Genomic DNA, 18,625 nt, shown 5'->3' with positions numbered 1-18,625 from the left:
CGAGGTTGTGTTTTGAGTACAAATGTTCGGGTTGGCGTCTTTGTTGACGCAGAAAATGTACGTTATAACGGCGGCTATCAGATGCGTTATGACGTGTTACGGCGCTTTGCTGCCCGTGAAGGCGGCACTTTACAACGATTAAATACGTATATGGCATTTGATGCCGAGCGGGCGCGTGAGGATATTGAATACCGCAAAAAAGCGCAGACTTATCAACAGATGGTGCGAGATTTCGGTTGGAAAATTACTGTTAAACTGGTACGTCGCTATACCGATGAAGCAGGCAATATCACAACCAAAGCTAATGCTGATTTAGATATGGCAGTTGATGCCATGCTGCAAGCCAATAAACTTGATCAAGTGCTGCTCGTAACGGGTGACGGTGATTTCTTACAAGTAGTTGAGGCGCTTCAAAATACTGGCTGCCGCGTAGAATTGATTGGCTTTAAAAACGTGTCACGGTTGCTCCAACAAGAAGTAGATGCGTATTATTCTGGTTTTGTGATCCCTGAATTACTACCAATTAACTATGAACCGCGCAACGAATGGGGAAAACCCGGCTCTTGCGTGCGTGGCGTGTGCACCAAATGGTTTGCAGATAAGGGTTATGGTTTTTTACGCATCATGGATCATATTTCGCCGCATTTATGGATTACTGATCCGCGTGATCCGCATTCACCTTATGCCAGCGTGTTTTGTCATATCAATGAACTGGCTGAAGATGTGAATGAAGACATGCTATCCAATCGGGAAACAGTACTGGAATTTTATATTAATGAAAGCGATCAAAAGGACAATGGTTTGGTCGCTAGCAATGTACGATTAGCCTTTACCGTCAATCGCTAATTTTAATGTTTTTAGTGTGTTAAACGATGTACAGAAAGATAGGATCGGTGTCTTTTTGTTTTGAATAACAAATGAAATCCCTCAATTCGTAGGATTGAGGGATTTCGCTGGACGATAACACGATCAACTAAAGGCACTTCATGTCAACCGATCAACCTACCTTTAAACCTTCGGGACTCGCTTGGCGCTTGGTTAGAGATCATCTGCTGCCTGAAGCGCAAATGTTAACGGCTTACGAAGAAGCAATACGGCAAGGAAGCTCGTTTGTGCGTTATCTCATTGATAAAAAGTTACTCGATAGTCGGCGGATTGCAGTTGCAGCATCGCATGAGTTTGGTATTCCGTTGCTAGACCTTAGCGCCATTGAATTAAGCACATTGCCGCTAAATTTAGTTGATGAAAAACTGATCCGCAAACATCGCGCTTTACCATTATTGCGCCGAGGCAATCGCTTATTCATTGCGTTGTCTGATCCAACGAACGATCAAGCACTAGAAGAAATTCGATTTAATACCGGTTTAGCAACCGATCCAATTCTAGTAGAAGAAGATCGGCTGAATACTGCGATTGAAAATGCAATAGCAGCACAAGACAGCTCCAATGTTGGCGGTGATGTCGCCGATGCTGATTTAGCAAAATTAGATTTTTCCGCCGAAGATGACGACAAAGCAGATGATTCTGAAGCGAATATCGATGACGCACCAATTGTGCGTTATATCAATAAAATACTCGTTGATGCAATTACCAGCGGCGCATCGGATATTCATTTTGAACCTTTTGAAAAGTTCTTTCGAATTCGCTTTCGGCAAGATGGTATTTTACGTGAAGTAGCCAGCCCACCACTCAATACAGCCGGACGTTTAACTGCTCGCCTCAAGGTAATGTCACGAATGAATATCGCCGAGCGGCGTATTCCACAAGACGGGCGCATTCGTTTGAAATTGAGTCGCTCGCGGGATATTGATTTTCGTGTCAATACACTGCCGACGGTATACGGAGAAAAAGTGGTGCTGCGTATTCTCGATTCGTCCTCAGCGCAGGTCGGAATTGAGGCGCTGGGTTTTGAACCGGAACAGCGCGAAGATTTTCTCAAAGCAATTAAAAAACCCTATGGGATGATTCTCGTTACTGGCCCAACCGGTTCCGGTAAAACGGTTTCGCTTTATACCGCGCTCAACCTTCTCAATAAGCCAGAAATCAACATTTCCACAGTGGAAGACCCAGTGGAAATTCAAGTGCCCGGAATCAATCAAGTTAATCTCAATCCGAAATCCGGTTTAACTTTTGCGTCTACATTGCGTGCCTTTCTGCGCCAAGACCCAGATGTATTGATGGTCGGTGAAATTCGGGATTTAGAAACAGCAGAAATCGCAGTAAAAGCTGCGCAAACTGGTCATTTAGTGCTCTCCACATTGCATACCAATGACGCGCCGCAAACACTAACGCGCTTGGCAAATATGGGTATAGCACCATTTAACATTGCCTCTTCCGTATTACTTATTATGGCGCAGCGGCTGGCGCGAAAACTCTGCGTTCATTGCCGCAAACCAGTCGATATTCCTCGTGAAGCACTGCGCAAAGAAGGCTTTACCGATGCCGAATTAGATGCTGGATTAACTATTTATGCACCAGTCGGCTGTGAGTATTGTAATAAAGGCTATAAAGGTCGGGTTGGCATTTTTCAGGTGATGAAGATTTCGGAAGCAATTACTCGATTGATTCTGCAAGGCGGAGATGCCATGCAGCTCGCCGATCAAGCGCAACGCGAAGGCGTTGCTGATTTGCGGCAATCGGGATTGCGTAAAGTAAAAGCGGGGTTAATTGGTTTGGAAGAACTCAACCGCGTCACCAAAGAATAGGCGTTAAGAGCGATTTGAATTGCCATGATTGCTGACCAAATACCCAGCGCGATGACCCATGCACTTTCTCCAGTTTCGGCAAATTTGCGTAAAAACATCTATACTATGGATGCTCTAACACAGAGCAACTCTGATTGATGCCGACACGATCCGTCAATGTTCAGTGGAGATATTCTAATGAAACGCCTTATTCATTATTTATTATCTGTTGTACTAAGTTATGCCGCAATTGCGAATGCAGAAAATTACACCTTGCAGCATGAAGAAATGTTCAATACTGCTGAAGCACAACAAATTGTTCGATATGGTGATATTGACAATTTAGGCTTTGGCTGGCCGGAAGGTTTCGATCCATTTTCTGGGGAATCAACACCAGGACATGGTTATCCGTGGATAGCGAATTCTGAAGATGCAGATGGAACCGATCGCATTATGGTTGTTTCCAGTTATGTCGGCACTCCGCCTGCTGGTCAAGATGGTTATACCAGTTATACGAGCAGACCGGACAATATGCCGCGTGAAATCGTGATCCCATTTACAGCACCAAATCCATTATTGAATAGTGCTATTTTGCAGATATTTGTGGATGATTTTCAAGCTTTGGTATGGCAGGCGCATTATCAAGTCACCATGAATAGTGTGCGCGTACCGGAGTTAGAAGAACTGTTAAATAGCTTGGAGCAAACTGGGCCGATTGGTAAGTTAATTACTTTCCAAATCCCTGACTACATCATTGACACCATGCACGATAACCAACTCAAAATCATGGTGGATGATCCAGAAACTGGTGCTGGCGATGGCTTTGCTTTTGATTTCTTTCGCCTGCTCATAAACCCACGTCAATTGCAAAATACTGGCATAATCAATGGCTACGTTTTTGATAAAATAACGAGTCAACCGCTGGCAGAAGCAATGGTGGCGGCGAGTACGACTCAAGTTAAAACTAATGCTGCTGGTTATTATGAAATGCAACAGGTACCTGCGGGATTAGTTAATTTGCGTGCTGATATTATTGTTGGTTATCAATCAGAAACCGTCAATCTTGACCTCGTTGCGAACACAACGATAACGCACGATTTTTATTTAAATCCGCTTGAAATGTACCAACTTTTTGTCAATAAAAAAGGCGATGGTTTAGTCACGAGTAAAGATGGCATCATCAATTGCGGTTCTGTATGCAGCGGCGATTTTGAAAGCGGCAGCAGCGTTATTCTCACTGCCAAACCTATCGGCGATTTTGTTTTCGGTGGTTGGAGCGACCCGTGTAGCAATCAGACTGATGATTGCATCGTAAACATGAATCAAGCGCAAACCGTCACCGCCATTTTTAATCCGATATCGAGTTATATGCTGTCAATTAATAAAATTGGCAAAGGCACTGTCACCAGTTCGCCCGCAGGAATTAATTGCGGTACAGCGTGCAATAAAAAATTCGCGAGCGGCTTGGTGATTACACTCACAGCTAAACCGAATAGTGGCGCGACCTTTATTGGATGGAAAGGTTGCACGGCACTTGCGAGTGAACCGCTGCAATGTTCAATCACCTTGACTAATAAAAAAACCGTGACGGCGACTTTCGGAGCTGCTGAAACAGCGGATATAAAAGTCACTGCGATTAAACTCACTCCAGCTTCACCCCGTACCGATAGCGTTTTTAGTGCAGAAATCACCGTTAAAAATCAAGGTTCTGCGACCGTTAACGGCGGTTATTTAGATGTCTGGAGCAATCAGCCAAAAACGCAAAAGTGTAGTGCTTTTGGTGAAGCGTGGATTGATATTGGTTCATTGGATGCCGGCGCGAGCAAAACCTTAACGGTTAATTTGCGTTCAAATAGTCATGGTTCTAAAACACTCCGTGCCTTCGCTGATAGCTGGTGTCAAACGCGGGAATCTAATGAGGACAATAATCAAATGACCAAGAAATACACAGTGAAATAATCACCGCGCCGCCGTGAATGTTATTTGCTGATTAACGCAAATTTGGCATTTTACGGTGGCGTTTTTTTCATTCAACTTCAGAGAAATAACCGATGCCCTATCTTTATTCGCTTACACATGGTGCAGTATTTGCCGCCTTGCTCGCCAGCACTACGCTGACAATTCCTGCGCAAGCTGAAGATTTAGATACGGGTTCATTCGGTTTGAATTCGTTTCCCCGCGCCACGATTACAATTGATGGTGTTGGTGATGATTGGGTAGGAATTAATCCAATAATCGTTGATCCGCAAGAATCAATGCTGGCTGACGCATCTGTTCCTGCTAACCAAGATATTACAGCGGTGTATGTCGCAGCAGATGATGATTATATCTATTGGCGAATTGATATCGTCGGCAATTACGATTTAGCGATCCATGACAGTGGGCCAACGATTGAGTTCGATGACGAATATGGTTGGGCTGACAATGTTAATCTCGGAAGCAGAATTGAATCCAGAGTGTGGATCAATAATCCAGAATTCGGTATTTCTGGAGTAGTTTTTAAGTCGATTGAAGGAATTGAAGAACGCCCTCAAGGGAATGGTACTGCTCTTAATGGCATCGCTGAAATGCGTATTCCGCGCAGTGCTTTTGCTGATGTTAATGTGCAGAGTATTTCTGCGAATTATTATGCAGGAAATAATTCCATCTCTGATTGGACTGATACTTTTTCACAACATTCACTGCATCTTAATATAACTGGAAATGGTAAAGTCACTAGTTCCTATTCCAGTTCTTTTAGTTGCACCACTACATGTGACGAAGATTTAATCGCACATAGCACTCACATCATGCTCACCGCCATTCCAGATACGGGTAAAAAGTTCCTCGGTTGGAGTGGCGATTGCACGGGAATGACAACGACCTGCAATTTAGATGTCACGCGAGATATGACAGTTACCGCTAATTTCACTGCTGCGCCAATCACTAAAAAACTAACCATTAACAAATTTGGTAATGGCACTGTCACCAGTAGCCCTGCGGGAATTAGCTGCGGCTCAACTTGCAATAAAGAATTTGCCAGCGGAAGTACCGTGACGCTCACGGCTAAACCGGATATTGGCGCGACATTTATCGAATGGAAAAACTGCACTCCAGTTGCGAATAAGCCGTTGCAATGTACGGTCAAGCTCACTACCAATAAAAATGTGACCGCAACTTTCGGAGCCGTAGGAATGGCCGATATTAAAGTCACTGCCATTAAACTCATTCCAACTTCACCCGGCGCTAATAGCCTTTTTAGCGCGGTAATCACGGTTAAAAATCAAGGTTCTGCACCAGCTAACGGCGGTTATTTAGATGTGTGGACAAATCAGGCAGCAGAGCAAATTTGCGGCGCATTTGGTGAAGAATGGATTGATATTGGTTCATTGGACGCCGGAGCGAGTAAAACTTTAACATTGAGTTTGCGCTCAAATGGCGCTGGTTCTAAAAAGCTCCGCGCTTTCGCCGATAGCTGGTGTCAAACGTCGGAATCAAATGAAGCGAATAATCAAATGACCAAGACTTACACCGTTAAATGAGTGCCGCGTCGCTGCTGTGAATCGGATTCGCCAATTTGCATCTTTTAGTCGTATTACTGCAGCGACGCTCAAATTCAATTTAGCAAGTTTAATTCTCATTGCATGTGTGCTTTCGGCAGCACGACTCGCTTTCCCGCTCATTGAAAACTATCACCATCACCTCGCCGACCTTCTCAGTCATCAACTCGGTTATCAAGTCAATTTCAGCGCGTTAAGCCTGCGCCTTTCTGGTTGGCAACCGCGTTTACATTTCACCAATCTTCAACTGATTAAACTGAATACCAATACGCCCGCATTTACTGCGCAAGCATTAGAACTTGATCTCGATGTGCTCGGTTCATGGCGCAATAAAACGCCGCAATTCAAAAACTTCACGCTGATTGCTGCCCAGCTCACGTTGCTGCGCCAGCGTACCGGTCAATGGTCGCTTCTGGGATTTGAGGCGCTGCCGCTCGCGCAGCCCGATGTCGTGACCCGCTTTCTCGATCAAGGGCAAATCAACCTCACTGACAGCAGCGTTCGTGTCATTGATGACAATCGTCCGAATACCGCGCCGCTGCAATTGAATGACGTGAATGTGCAATTGCACAACGCCGGCTGGCAGCACCAGCTCAATCTGTCCGCGAGTACCGAAGAGAAATCCCCCCGCCCCCCCTTTTTCAAAGAGGGGAGTTACAAAAGCCCCCCTTTGAAAAAGGGGGGTTGGGGGATTTATCAAAACAGGGGGGTTGGGGGGATTTTCTGTAAACGCCGAACTCAGTGGCGCACCCAGCGCATTTGCCAGTTGGGACGGCACTGCGCATCTGCATCTCAAGGGCGACAATGTGGGAAAAATGCTGCCGACGGAATGGCTGGCTGGCGCGACGGTGAACAGCGGCACGTTGCAGCTTGATAGTTGGTTACGCATTCAAGCCGGTCGCTTCGAGCAGGCGCTGGTGCACATCGCGTTGAATAAATTGATCTTTACCACTGACGCTGCGCCGTTCGCCGTGCATCAAATCCAAGCGCAAGCACGAATGCGCCGCCAAGCTGCGGGCGGTTGGCAACTCGAAATTGCTGATCTCAGCGCCAGCCGCGTTGCTGATACTGCGAGCATTTCCGGGCTAAATCTCAATCTGCTACTCGGTGACAACGGCAGCGTTTCGCGTCTCGATTTAATTACTGAGCAACTGCAACTCGCCGATCTCGCGGCATTTCTCCGCGCCAGTCCGTGGCAATCCTCCGCCGCCATTGCGCCGCTGCTCGCCGCGCAACCGCACGGGCGCATTAGTGCGCTGAAAATCCTTGCCGATCATGCAGATACCGCGCAGCCGTGGCGCTGGAACTTAACCGCTGCGCTCGCTGGAGTTGGCGCGGCGTTGACGGCGACTGCGCCGGGGATTGACGGGCTTGATGGACAACTCACCGCCGACCAAGACGGCGGCACGTTGCAGCTCAATTCGTCAGGATTCACGCTCAATGCGCCGCCGCATTTCCGCGCTCCGCTGGTGTTTAATCAACTGCGCGGACAACTGAACTGGTTGCGAGCGCCAGCGAATGCGTGGCAATTGGTCGGGCGCGAATTCGTCCTTGCCAATCCAGACCTGACCGGAGATTTTCAGTTTGAACTCACGCTGCCGGCAGATCGCAGCAGTCCGACGCTCAAACTGCACGGACAGCTTCACGACGCCCAGATCGCACAGATTCCCGCGTATTTGCTGGCAGATAAATTGCGTCCGCCGTTGCTCGCGTGGCTTGATCGCTCGCTGCGTGGTGGACGCATCACCAGCGCCGCAGTGGATTTAGCGGGGCGGATCGCCGATTACCCGTTTCGTGACCAGTCCGGGCAATTTGATCTGCGCATTAATTTTGCCGATTTGGAACTGGCGTATCACCCGGATTGGCCGCCACTCACGCGAGCCAACGGCGTAATTCAGTTTCATAATCAAGCGATTGAAATTGCAGTGGCGCAGGGGCGGATTTACGACAGCGATTTCCGCAACGGCGCGGTGGACATTCCCGAACCGCGTGGATTGCAGCAGCTCGTGATTCGCGGCGACATCGTCGGCCCGTTAACTGACGGATTACGGGCGCTGCGCAACACGCCGCTGTCAACCAAATTAGGACAATTCGCCGAAATGTTGACGGTGAGCGGGCAATCGCAGCTGGCGCTGGAGATTGATCTGCCGCTGGTGAAATCGCTGCCGTTCGGCGTCACCGGTCAACTCAGTTGGCCGCAAGCCGCAACGCTCAGTCTCCAGCACACGCCAATTCAGCTCTCCGCGCTCGGTGGCGTGTTGCACTTTACGGAAAGCGCGGTGCACGGCGAGGCGTTAACCGCGCAACTGTGGGGACAACCGCTGCAACTCACGCTCACCACTGAAGGCGTTGCGGCAGCGCGGCGGCTGCGTCTCCGCGCACAATCGAAAACGCCGGTGGCGGAATTGGCGCGGCAGATTCCGAGTCCGTTGTGGAGCTATTTCAGCGGCGCGGCAGCTTGGGATTTAACCGCAACGCTGCCGCCGCCGGGCAGCACACCGTTTGCGATTGATTATAAATTATCTTCTAATTTGAAAGGGTTAGCGATTCAATTGCCTGCGCCGCTGGGTAAAACTGCGCCAGCGACACGGGCGCTGGCGCTGCACGGAACGCTGCTTCCGCAGCACACGCTGACCGTTGCCGGACGCATGGCCGAGGTCGAAACGCAATTGGCGCTGCGTTTGGATAACGGCGCTTTTCGACTCACCGGCGGTTATGTCCGTTTGGGGAAAAATGCGCCACCAGTGCCGCAGCAATCGGGATTGTGGCTGCTGGCGCAGATGAAAGATTTGAATCTGGAGGAATGGCTGAATGCTTCCCAGCGGTTAGCAAACGTCGAAAAAACCAAGCACCCGCGAGGGGAAATGCAACTCGGCGTCAATGTGCGTTTTGATCGGCTGCGACTCGGTGATCTCTGGCTTCATGCGGTGACGCTCAAACGCGATCCGGCGCAGCCCGCTGGTGAAATCAGCGTGAAAGCAGATGAATTGGCGGGACGAGTGCGGCTGGCACATGGCGTCAATCGCCCGTTAACGCTGACGCTGGAGCGGTTAAATCTGCAACCACTGTTGACCGCCATGACCGATCATCCGCTCGCTCGAAAGACGGAAACTGCCGTCAAACGTTCCTCGCAAATTCCATCGCTGGAGGTGCAGGTGGCGGATTTGCGCTGGGGTAAGGTCGCGCTGGGGCGCTTGGTGCTGGGCTTGCGCAACAGTGCGACTGGGCAACAATTATCTGCGCTCCATCTGGACGGAAACGGCTTGCTGGCGCTGCACGGCACAGGCGAATGGCAACGCGCCGATGTTGGCAATGGTCATACGCAACTGGATTTAATCGTCGATTCCAGCAATCTCGGCGCGTTACTGCGGACGCTGGATGAACCAGCCGCCGTCGAAGCTGGCGCGACTCATGCCAAGGTGCAATTGCACTGGAACGGTGGATTTAAAGCCTTTGACTGGCAACAAGCTGAAGGCGTGATTGATCTCAACATTGGCAGTGGACGCTTGCCAAAAGTGGAGCCGGGGCTGGGACGACTGCTCGGCGTGGTCAATTTAGCGGCACTTAATCGGCGTTTAACTTTAGATTTCAGTGATTTATACGGACAAGGTTTTGCGTTTGAGCGCATTCACGGCACATTAAACGTCAACACTGGGCGGGCGCGAATGTCCGGTTTTACGATTGACGGTCCGCCGGGCGGGTGCTGATTGATGGTTTGACCGATTTGGTCACGCGGCGCTTTGACCAAACGGTGACGGTGGAACCAAAATTGGGATCAGGAATTGCACTCGCTGGCGCGGTGGCGGGTGGACCAATTGTCGGCGCAGCGGTGTATCTCGTTGATCGATTGCCGGAAATCCGCTGGATCGGCTGGGTCGTTATCGTTATCGCGTGACCGGTCCGTGGCGCGAGCCAGAGTTCAAACGCCTCGGCTGGGAATCGTTGATGTCTCATCCCCGTAAAGCTGACGCGCCAGCGCCGACCAATCATTTTCTGGATCAGCATTGAGCCAGACGCTGGTGGTTTGCGGTCAGCGATGCGAGTGGTATTGTTGCAACAATCAAGCGGTTGCGAGCGCAATCGCGTTTACGGTCGATCTGCATCAGCGGGTTTGGATTTGGCGACGAGTATAATTTATGACGATAAAACAGAAACTTGGTGCGGTACAAATGGCGACCGGCCCCAATGTCAACGCGAACCTGTGCGAAGCCGAACGACTAATTAAAGAAGCAGTGGACGGTGGCGCGAAGCTGGTGGTGCTGCCGGAAAATTTCGCGTTCATGGGCAAGCACGATCAAGATCAACTGGCGCAGCGTGAACCCGATGGCGAGGGTCTATTGCAAACCTTTCTCGCTCGGGTCGCCAAACAGCAGCGGATTTGGCTGGTCGGCGGCACGATTCCGCTGGTAGCCAATGATCCCAGCAAAGTTCGCGCTGCCTGTTTGGTCTACAACGACCGCGGCGAACGGGTTGCTCGCTACGACAAAATTCACCTGTTTGATGTCACGCTGCCGGGCGTCGATGAGCGTTATCACGAATCGGCAACGATTGAACCCGGCGAGCAGATCGTGGTGATTGACAGTCCGTTCGGACGGCTGGGCGTGGTGGTCTGTTACGACCTGCGTTTTCCCGAATTATTTCGGACGCTGCTGGATGCTGGCGTGGAAGTGCTGGCAATTCCATCAGCATTTACTGCGATCACCGGCAAGGCGCATTGGGAAACGCTGGTGCGGGCGCGGGCAATTGAAAATCTGGCGTATGTCGTCGCTGCAGCGCAGGGCGGATTTCATCTCAACGGACGCGAAACGCATGGGCACAGCATGATTGTCGATCCGTGGGGAACCGTGCTGGCGCAGGTGCCACGCGGACGCGGCGTGATTTGCTGCGCGGTTGACCGTGAATTTCAGGAGTCCATTCGCCGCAATTTTCCGACCATTCACCACCGCCGATTGCACTGCACTTTTTGATTCAACCGCGTTCACGCAAATCGGGCAGCCAGACTGCGAGCAGCCCGATCAGCGGGAGAAAGGCACAAATTTGATATACCGTTTCAATGCCCCAGTGATCCGCCACCTGTCCCAGCACTGCTGCGCCAATTCCCGCCAATCCAAACGCCAAGCCGAAAAATAGCCCTGAGACCGTGCCGATGCGCCCGGGCAGCAGTTCCTGCGCATACACCACAATCGCCGGAAATGCGGACGCCAGCATGAAGCCGATGATCACAATCAGCACTGCCGACAGCTCCAAACTCACATACGGCAGCAGCAGCGTGAACGGTGCCACGCCCAAAATTGATGCCCAAATCACTTGTCGCCGTCCAATGCGGTCGCCAATCGGACCGCCGAGCAGCGTTCCCGCTGCGACGGCGAAAAAGAAATAAAACAGTTGATACTGCGCTTGCGTGGTGCTGAGGGCGTAGTGCTGAATCAGGTAGAAAATCAAATAGCTACTGATGCTGGCGAAGTAGAAAAATTTGGAAAACATCAGCGCTAACAGCACCGCGAGCGTTTGCAGTACGCGGCGTTTGGTCAGCGGTGATAACGCTGGCGCAGTGAGCGGTGCTTTGGGTTGGCGATTTTGGTTGCGATACCAGATGCCGACACCGGTCAGAATGAACATCGCCACCAGCGCCAGCACTGAAAAGAACGCGATACTGCGTTGTCCGTGCGGGAACACAATCGCAGCTGCGAGCAGTGGACCAATTGCTGCGCCGGTGTTGCCGCCAACTTGAAAGATGGATTGCGCCAAACCGTGCTGTCCGCCAGACGCCATTCGCGCTACCCGCGAGGCTTCGGGATGAAACACTGCCGAGCCGCTGCCGACCATCGCGGCAGCAATTAGCAACATTGGGAAACTGCTCGCCAGCGAGAGCGTGAGTAATCCGCAAAAGGTACACGCCATGCCAGCGGCGAGCGAAAAGGGTTGCGGATGCCGGTCGGTGTAGCTGCCAACCAGCGGTTGCAGCAGCGAGGCGGTGAATTGAAACGCCAAGGTAATCAAGCCGATCTGCGCAAAATTGAGCTGAAATTCAGTTTTGAAGAGCGGGTAAATGGCGATCATCAACGATTGCATGGTGTCGTTGAGCAGGTGCGCAACGCTGATCGCGCCGAGAATAGAACGGTTTGTGGTTTTCAACAGATGTCGCTCCGCAATTGTTCAGCCAAGCGCAAGTAAGGTGCTGCGTAATATCCAACACTGCGTCGCCAATTGCGCTCGTCTTCAACAAAACGGCGACCTGCTTGCCGCAACGCTGGCCACTCTGCCCGTTGGTCAAGCGTCTTCGCAATAGTTGCGGCTAAGGCGGCAACATCACCAGCAGGAAACAGCCAGCCCGTTTCACCATCGCGGATCAGTTCGCGGTGTCCGCCAACATCAGAAGCAATAAAAATGCGCCCTTGCGCCATTGCTTCGAGTGGTTTAAGCGGTGTCACCAATTCGGTGAGTCGCAGCGAATGGCGCGGATAAACTAGTAAATCAATGAGATCGTAATAGCAGCTGACTTCGTTGTGCGGGACGCGCCCGGTAAAAATCACTTGATCGGCGATGCCGAGACGTTGCGCCTGTGCTTTCAAAGATGCAGCCTGAGCACCGCCGCCAACCAATAACAGGCGCAAATTGGGATGACTGTGGCGTAAGCGCGGCAGGGCATCGAGCAGCAGATCAAGTCCCTCATAAGCATAAAAAGAGCCAACGAAACCGAGCACGATGGCGTTATCAAGCCCAAGCTGTTGTTTTAATGCGGCATCGGCTTCACCAGAAAGCTGAAAACGCTCAATGTCCACCGCATTCGGAATCACGGTGATTTTGTTTGCTGCAAGACCACGCGCCACGATGTCCTGTCGCAACCCGTCGCAAATCGTAAAAACGTGATCGACCCGTTTGAGCGCCCAAGTTTCAAGCGCACGAGTGGCGCGATACCGCAAACTTCCTTCATGCGTGGTGCCGTGATCGACTGCAGCATCTTCCCAAAAAGCGCGGATTTCATAGACCACCGGCAGCCCCAAACGGCGTCCAACGCGCAGCGCAGGAATGGCGTTGAGAACCGGCGAATGCGCGTGTAGTACATCTGGCTGCAAACGTTGCGCAAGTTTTAGCAGACGCAGTTCGGTCTGCCGCATCTCCAGCCAAGGACGCAGCAGCGGAAATTGTCCGAGTGCGCTCGACGGCGCAGCAGTGCGATAAAAATGCAGCCCTTCGGCACTTTCCTCTAGCACGTTACAACCTGTTTGGCGCGGGCTAGTCAACTGCCAAGTGTCCCAGCCACGCTGGCGCTGTTCCCGCAAAATGCTGGCGGTGCGAAAGGTATAACCAGAATGCAGCGGTAATGAATGATCCAAAATGTGCAGAATACGCATGAGTGTTTAGGCTTTTGATTGGTTAATTCACAATTCACATTTTTATTCGGAAAGGATGCGCCATGTCTTGTTTCATTAAACCGCGAATTCTCACCGTTTTTGGCACACGCCCCGAAGCGATCAAAATGGCTCCCGTTGTTCAGGCACTTGCGGCTGACGCGATGTTTGAGAGCCGCGTCTGCGTCACCGCGCAACATCGGCAAATGCTCGATCAAGTGTTGCAGCTCTTTGCGATTCAGCCGGATTTTGATCTGAATCTGATGCAGCCGGGACAGGATTTAACCGACATCACCGCCAATGTGCTGCTCGGCTTACGCGGCGTGTTGCAGGAGTTTCAACCAGATTTGGTGCTGGTACATGGCGACACTACGACCACCTGCGCTGCTGCGCTCGCCGCGTACTATCAGCGCATTGCCGTTGGGCATGTCGAAGCCGGTTTGCGCACCGGCAACATTTATTCGCCGTGGCCAGAGGAAATGAACCGGCGTCTAACCGGACAACTCACTGAGCTCCATTTTGCGCCGACCGCGCAGGCGCGTACCAATTTGCTGCGCGAGGGCGTGAATGATGACTGCATCCACGTCACTGGCAATACCGTGATTGACGCGCTGCTTGATGTGGTGCAGCGGCTGCGCACGGATGACGCACTGCGCCAGCGGTTGTTAAGCCAATTTAATTTTCTGGATGCGACGCGCCGCTTAATTTTGGTGACCGGTCATCGGCGCGAGAATTTTGGCGCTGGTTTTGAACGTATCTGTGAGGCGTTGGCGACTCTGGCGCAGCGCCCAGATGTGCAGATTGTCTATCCCGTGCATCTCAATCCCAACGTGCAGGAACCGGTGCGGCGACTGCTCGGCGCAGCAAATCACGTCCATCTCATCGCGCCACTAGATTATTTGCCGTTTGTCGCGCTGATGGATCGCGCTGATATTTTGATTACCGACTCTGGCGGCGTGCAGGAAGAAGCGCCGTCGCTCGGCAAACCCGTTTTAGTGATGCGCGACACGACCGAGCGCCCAGAAGCAGTTGACGCAGGCACGGTGCGACTGGTTGGCACTGATCCTGCCGCCATCGTCCGCGAAACGACGCGCCTGCTTGACGATCCAGCGGATTATCAGACGATGGCGCGGGCGCATAATCCCTACGGTGACGGTCTGGCAGCAGCGCGGATTGTGACGACGCTGCGCGAGCGATTTTCAATCTGATGTTTTCTAAAATAGGAACAGCATGTTATGAGCCATATCGACCCGCAATTCCGCAAACTCTGTGTCATGGGTTTGGGCTACATTGGTTTACCCACCGCCAGCTTGCTCGCCAGCAAAGGTTTCGACGTGCATGGCGTCGATGTCACGCCGCAAGTGGTTGAAACCATTAACGCAGGGCGCATTCACATCCGCGAACCGGAGCTGGATATTTTGGTCAAATCCGCCGTGCAAAGCGGGCGACTCAAAGCTGAAACGCAGCCTGCGCCAGCGGATGTGTTCATTCTCGCTGTGCCGACACCGTTTAAGGACGGATATCAACCGGATTTGACTTATGTCGAAGCAGCGACGCGAGCGATTGCGCCTTATCTTGTCGCCGGCAATTTGGTGATTTTGGAATCCACCAGTCCGGTGGGCACGACGGAATTAGTGGCGCAGTGGCTGGCAGAAGAGCGCCCCGATCTCCAATTGCCGGGGCGCGGCAATGACACCGCCGATGCTGCCGCAATGATCCGCGTCGCGCATTGCCCAGAGCGGGTGCTGCCGGGGCAAATTATCCGCGAACTGGTTGATAATGATCGGATTGTGGGTGGAGTTGACGAGCTGTCAACCGCAACGGCAGCGGATTTTTATCATCAATTTGTTGCCGGTAAAGTCTTAACCACCGACAGCCGCACCGCCGAACTTGCCAAGCTCACTGAAAACACTTTCCGCGATGTCAATATCGCGCTGGCCAACGAGCTGGGGCAGATTTGCGACCATCTCGGCGTCGATGTCTGGGAGCTGATTCAACTAGCCAATCACCATCCGCGAGTCAACATTTTGCGCCCCGGTCCCGGCGTGGGCGGACACTGCATCGCCGTTGATCCGTGGTTCATCGTCCATTCTGCGCCGGAGCAAAGTCGGCTGATTCGTACTGCCCGCGAGGTCAACACCGCGAAACCGGAGTTGGTCGTCGCCAAAGCGCGAGCGAAAGCGGCGCGAATTCAAAATCCAACGATTGCCTGTTTTGGGCTGGCGTATAAACCGGACATTGATGATCTGCGCGAAAGTCCGGCGGTCGAAATTGCGCTGCATCTCGCGCACGAGCGCATTGGACGGGTGCTGGCGGTGGAACCGCATATTGACGTGTTGCCGAAGGCGCTGGCGGAGGCGGGCGTGGAATTGCGCGGCGCGGATGACGCGCTGGCTGAAGCCGACATCGTGCTGGGTTTGGTTGCGCACCGCCGTTTTCAGAAGTTGTCGCGGCAGATACTGCAGGAAAAAATCGTGATTGATACCTGTGGGTTATGGCGCTAAAACACACGGCGTTATTACAAAGCATTAAAACATTTTGGAGAATTGAAATGCTTCATTTTTTCACTCGTTTGACGACTTTTATTACCCTATTATTTTTAATGGCACTATTCCCAATCAACGCCGCTCACGCTTTCAAATGCTTGCCCATTTACGGCAATTGGTGCGGACCCGGACATCCATCTGGAATGGCGCTGCCGCCAATTGATATTTTTGATGCTGCCTGTATGCGCCACGACTTATGCACTGCCGCGCCGATTCCCGAAACTGTTTGCGATCGCACCTTTGTCAATGAATTACATTTACTCGCTGCGCAAACCGGTTATTTGCCGCGTTCATTACAATGGGCGGAATATGTGCTTCGGCTCAAATCCGGTGGCGGCTGGGGCGGAATGCCAACGCCTATGCCCGGCGATGCAATGGGCATGATGTCAAGTATTTTAACGCCGTGTTGGTAACATACTGCGTTAAATCAACGGATTCAATCGCGCAAAATTGCGCTTTTCAGTAGAGGTTTTTCAATGCGTTCATTGCAATTAAAACGTAAACGCGGTTTCACGCTGGTTGAATTACTGGTCGTGCTCGCCATTCTCGGTTTACTCGCCGGATTGGTTGGACCACAGGTAATGAAATTCTTGGGCAGTTCTAAAACCAAAACCGCCAATTTACAAATTAACGATTTGGTGGCAACCCTTGATTTGTATCGCTTAGAAATTGGTCGTTATCCGGCAGACTTAAAAGCCTTGGTGGAAAAGCCGAATGATGCGCCAAATTGGAATGGTCCCTATTTGAAAAAGGGTGATGTACCCAAAGACCCTTGGGGATTTGATTATCAATACCGTTATCCGGGCGAAAACGGCAGCGTTGATCTGTGGTCACTCGGTGCAGATAACCGCGATGGTGGCGAGGGCGAGAATGCGGATATTCATAGCTGGGATTAGACCTTATCTGCTGCATCATTGCGATTGATGCAGCAGATTTTTCAATCAAGAATTACGCATCCAGCGATTGATAATAGTCCATTAAAATCTGCGCTACTTCTGGGCGCGAAAACTCCGGCGGTGGTGCAATGCCGCTGCCGAGTAATTCCCGCACTCGCGTTCCCGACAGCAATACGAAATCATCTTTTGTATGCTCTGGCGCTTCACACATCATCACCACACGATTGAGCTTTTTAGAATACGCAGTGTGATCCGCTTTGAAGATTTCAATCTGCAATGCGCCCGCTGGCAATTCATCAAAAATCGTTTGTGCATCAAATGCGCCGTAATAATCACCAACGCCTGCGTGATCGCGTCCAATAATGAAATGCGTCGCGCCCATATTCTGCCGAAAATAAGCGTGCAATACGGCTTCTCGCGGTCCCGCGTATAGCATGTCAAAACCGTATCCCGTCACCATTGCGCTATTGGGTGGGAAATACAATTCGACCATTTTGCGAATTGACGCATCGCGCACCGGCGCTGGAATATCGCCGGGTTTTAATTTGCCCAGCAGCATGTGAATCACCAGCCCATCGCAATTCAAACGCTGCATCGCCATGTGACAGAGTTCTTCGTGCGCGAGGTGCATCGGGTTCCGGGTTTGAAATGCGACCACGCGCTGCCAGCCGCGCTCGGCGATTTCGTTGCGAATTTCTACGGCAGTGCGAAAGGTATCAGGGAAATCTGTTTGAAAATACGAGAAATTTAGCACCTGAATCGGGCCAGAAATCGCGCATCGTCCTTGACTATTGAACGCCGCGACGCCGGGATGCGCGGGGTCTTGGGTGCGATAAACCTGCGCGGTCATCAGCGTCATCTGCGCCTCGCTGACCGTTTCGATGGCGGTGACGTCCATGATCGCCAGCACCGGATTTCCTTCGACATTTGGATCACGCAGCGCAATGCGCCGAGCGTTGCCGATGGCGCTTAAATCATTGATTAAACACAATAATGGCACGGGAAAAAAACGCCCGTCGGTCAGGCGCATCGTTTCCGCCACACTGACGGCATCGGCAACGGTCATAAAGCCAGCCAGCGGACTGAAATAACCTGCGCCGAGCATCACCGCATTGCCCGCTGCTTGCGAACTGATGATGACTGACGGTAGCGTTTCTGCCTCGTGTTGCAGCGCGTGATGCGCGTCGGGATCGTAAACAAACAGCGGTTTTAAGATGTCAGAACCTACAGGTTTAATCATACGCTGGCGCTCCTCGTGCTCAAGTGAATAATCCGCTCGCAGCGAGCGGTCATTAAACTTTATCACGGCAGCCAATTCGGCTTTACAAAGTTCTATTTATGACGAAAATAAAAAATTATTCGTCATTCAACGACTACGGATCAATCAACCATGCCTTATTTTGTGTATCAAATCACGCTCCCGCGCCAGCTCGCACATTTGCAAACTTGCGAGAATTATCAAGACGCTCGCGCTTTGGTACGGACGCGCCGCCAAGCGGAAACCGGTGCTGGAGTGGAATATCGGCTGGTGTTTGCCAGTCAACCTGGTGAAGCGGAAAAACTGTTGTCAGCGCCGCGAGATGAACGGGTGATTGGCGAAGATTAATA

At 51.5% G+C, this 18,625-nt stretch carries 14 protein-coding genes and 1 pseudogene; 12 read left to right on the top strand and 3 right to left on the bottom strand.

Translation table 11 applies throughout. The features are described from left to right. Positions 1-12: 12 nt before the first annotated feature. The 7 genes and pseudogenes from CXB77_RS09745 to CXB77_RS09710 all read left to right on the top strand — a co-directional run bounded on the left by CXB77_RS09745 (position 13) and on the right by CXB77_RS09710 (position 11,190). Entirely contained in the window at positions 13-846 is an 834-nt protein-coding gene (locus CXB77_RS09745) for an NYN domain-containing protein (protein ID WP_105073734.1), read from the top strand. 140 nt (positions 847-986) lie between these two features. Next, a complete protein-coding gene (pilB, locus tag CXB77_RS09740; RefSeq protein ID WP_105073733.1) occupies positions 987-2,705 on the top strand; it encodes a type IV-A pilus assembly ATPase PilB in 1,719 nt (572 codons plus the stop codon). A 177-nt stretch (positions 2,706-2,882) separates the two neighbouring features. Next, positions 2,883-4,643 (top strand): InlB B-repeat-containing protein, encoded by a 1,761-nt coding sequence (locus tag CXB77_RS09735; protein WP_172452620.1) that lies wholly within the window; start codon positions 2,883-2,885, stop codon positions 4,641-4,643. 92 nt (positions 4,644-4,735) lie between these two features. After that, entirely contained in the window at positions 4,736-6,205 is a 1,470-nt protein-coding gene (locus CXB77_RS09730) for an InlB B-repeat-containing protein (RefSeq protein ID WP_105073731.1), read from the top strand. 16 nt (positions 6,206-6,221) lie between these two features. Then, positions 6,222-7,097 (top strand): hypothetical protein, encoded by an 876-nt coding sequence (locus CXB77_RS21770; RefSeq protein ID WP_105073730.1) that lies wholly within the window; start codon positions 6,222-6,224, stop codon positions 7,095-7,097. Further along, positions 7,039-10,118 (top strand): annotated as a pseudogene (locus CXB77_RS09720) (YhdP family protein). Before CXB77_RS21770 ends, CXB77_RS09720 begins: the two are co-directional and overlap by 59 nt. Positions 10,119-10,359: 241 nt before the next feature. Next, positions 10,360-11,190, top strand: a complete 831-nt coding sequence (locus CXB77_RS09710; protein WP_105073727.1) for a carbon-nitrogen hydrolase family protein — start codon at positions 10,360-10,362, stop codon at positions 11,188-11,190. A 1-nt stretch (position 11,191) separates the two neighbouring features. Here the strand turns inward: CXB77_RS09710 and CXB77_RS09705 are convergent, their stop codons facing one another. After that, positions 11,192-12,358, bottom strand: a complete 1,167-nt coding sequence (locus CXB77_RS09705) for an MFS transporter (protein ID WP_242445608.1) — start codon at positions 12,356-12,358, stop codon at positions 11,192-11,194. Next, positions 12,355-13,578, bottom strand: coding sequence for a TIGR04063 family PEP-CTERM/XrtA system glycosyltransferase (locus CXB77_RS09700; RefSeq protein ID WP_105073726.1), 1,224 nt, complete (start codon positions 13,576-13,578; stop codon positions 12,355-12,357). Before CXB77_RS09700 ends, CXB77_RS09705 begins: the two co-directional genes overlap by 4 nt. 62 nt (positions 13,579-13,640) lie before the next feature. On the opposite strand from CXB77_RS09700, the gene wecB reads away from it, so the two are divergent. The 4 genes from wecB (at position 13,641) to gspG (ending at position 17,017) form a co-directional block, all read left to right on the top strand. After that, positions 13,641-14,783: a non-hydrolyzing UDP-N-acetylglucosamine 2-epimerase gene (gene wecB, locus CXB77_RS09695; RefSeq protein ID WP_105073725.1), complete on the top strand. Its 1,143-nt coding sequence runs from the start codon at positions 13,641-13,643 to the stop codon at positions 14,781-14,783. Positions 14,784-14,810: 27 nt separating this feature from the next. Continuing rightward, positions 14,811-16,079, top strand: coding sequence for a UDP-N-acetyl-D-mannosamine dehydrogenase (wecC, locus tag CXB77_RS09690; protein ID WP_105073724.1), 1,269 nt, complete (start codon positions 14,811-14,813; stop codon positions 16,077-16,079). 47 nt (positions 16,080-16,126) lie between these two features. After that, entirely contained in the window at positions 16,127-16,534 is a 408-nt protein-coding gene (locus CXB77_RS09685; RefSeq protein ID WP_105074023.1) for a hypothetical protein, read from the top strand. Between the two features lie 63 nt (positions 16,535-16,597). Further along, the gene (gspG, locus tag CXB77_RS09680; RefSeq protein ID WP_105073723.1) at positions 16,598-17,017 is read left to right on the top strand and encodes a type II secretion system major pseudopilin GspG; all 420 of its coding nucleotides are present in this window, start codon (positions 16,598-16,600) and stop codon (positions 17,015-17,017) included. Positions 17,018-17,069: 52 nt separating this feature from the next. On the opposite strand, the gene sat is transcribed toward gspG, so the two are convergent. Continuing rightward, complete coding sequence (gene sat / locus CXB77_RS09675) at positions 17,070-18,257, bottom strand: sulfate adenylyltransferase (protein ID WP_105074022.1); 1,188 nt, start codon at positions 18,255-18,257, stop codon at positions 17,070-17,072. A gap of 150 nt (positions 18,258-18,407) precedes the next feature. Here sat and CXB77_RS09670 point away from each other — a divergent pair, with 150 nt between their 5' ends. Further along, positions 18,408-18,623, top strand: a complete 216-nt coding sequence (locus CXB77_RS09670; protein WP_105073722.1) for a hypothetical protein — start codon at positions 18,408-18,410, stop codon at positions 18,621-18,623. The last annotated feature ends 2 nt before the right edge of the window (positions 18,624-18,625 follow it).

The sequence above is a fragment of the Chromatium okenii genome (assembly GCF_002958735.1).
GTDB lineage: Bacteria > Pseudomonadota > Gammaproteobacteria > Chromatiales > Chromatiaceae > Chromatium > Chromatium okenii_A.
This window is presented reverse-complemented; position numbering and strand designations above follow the sequence as displayed.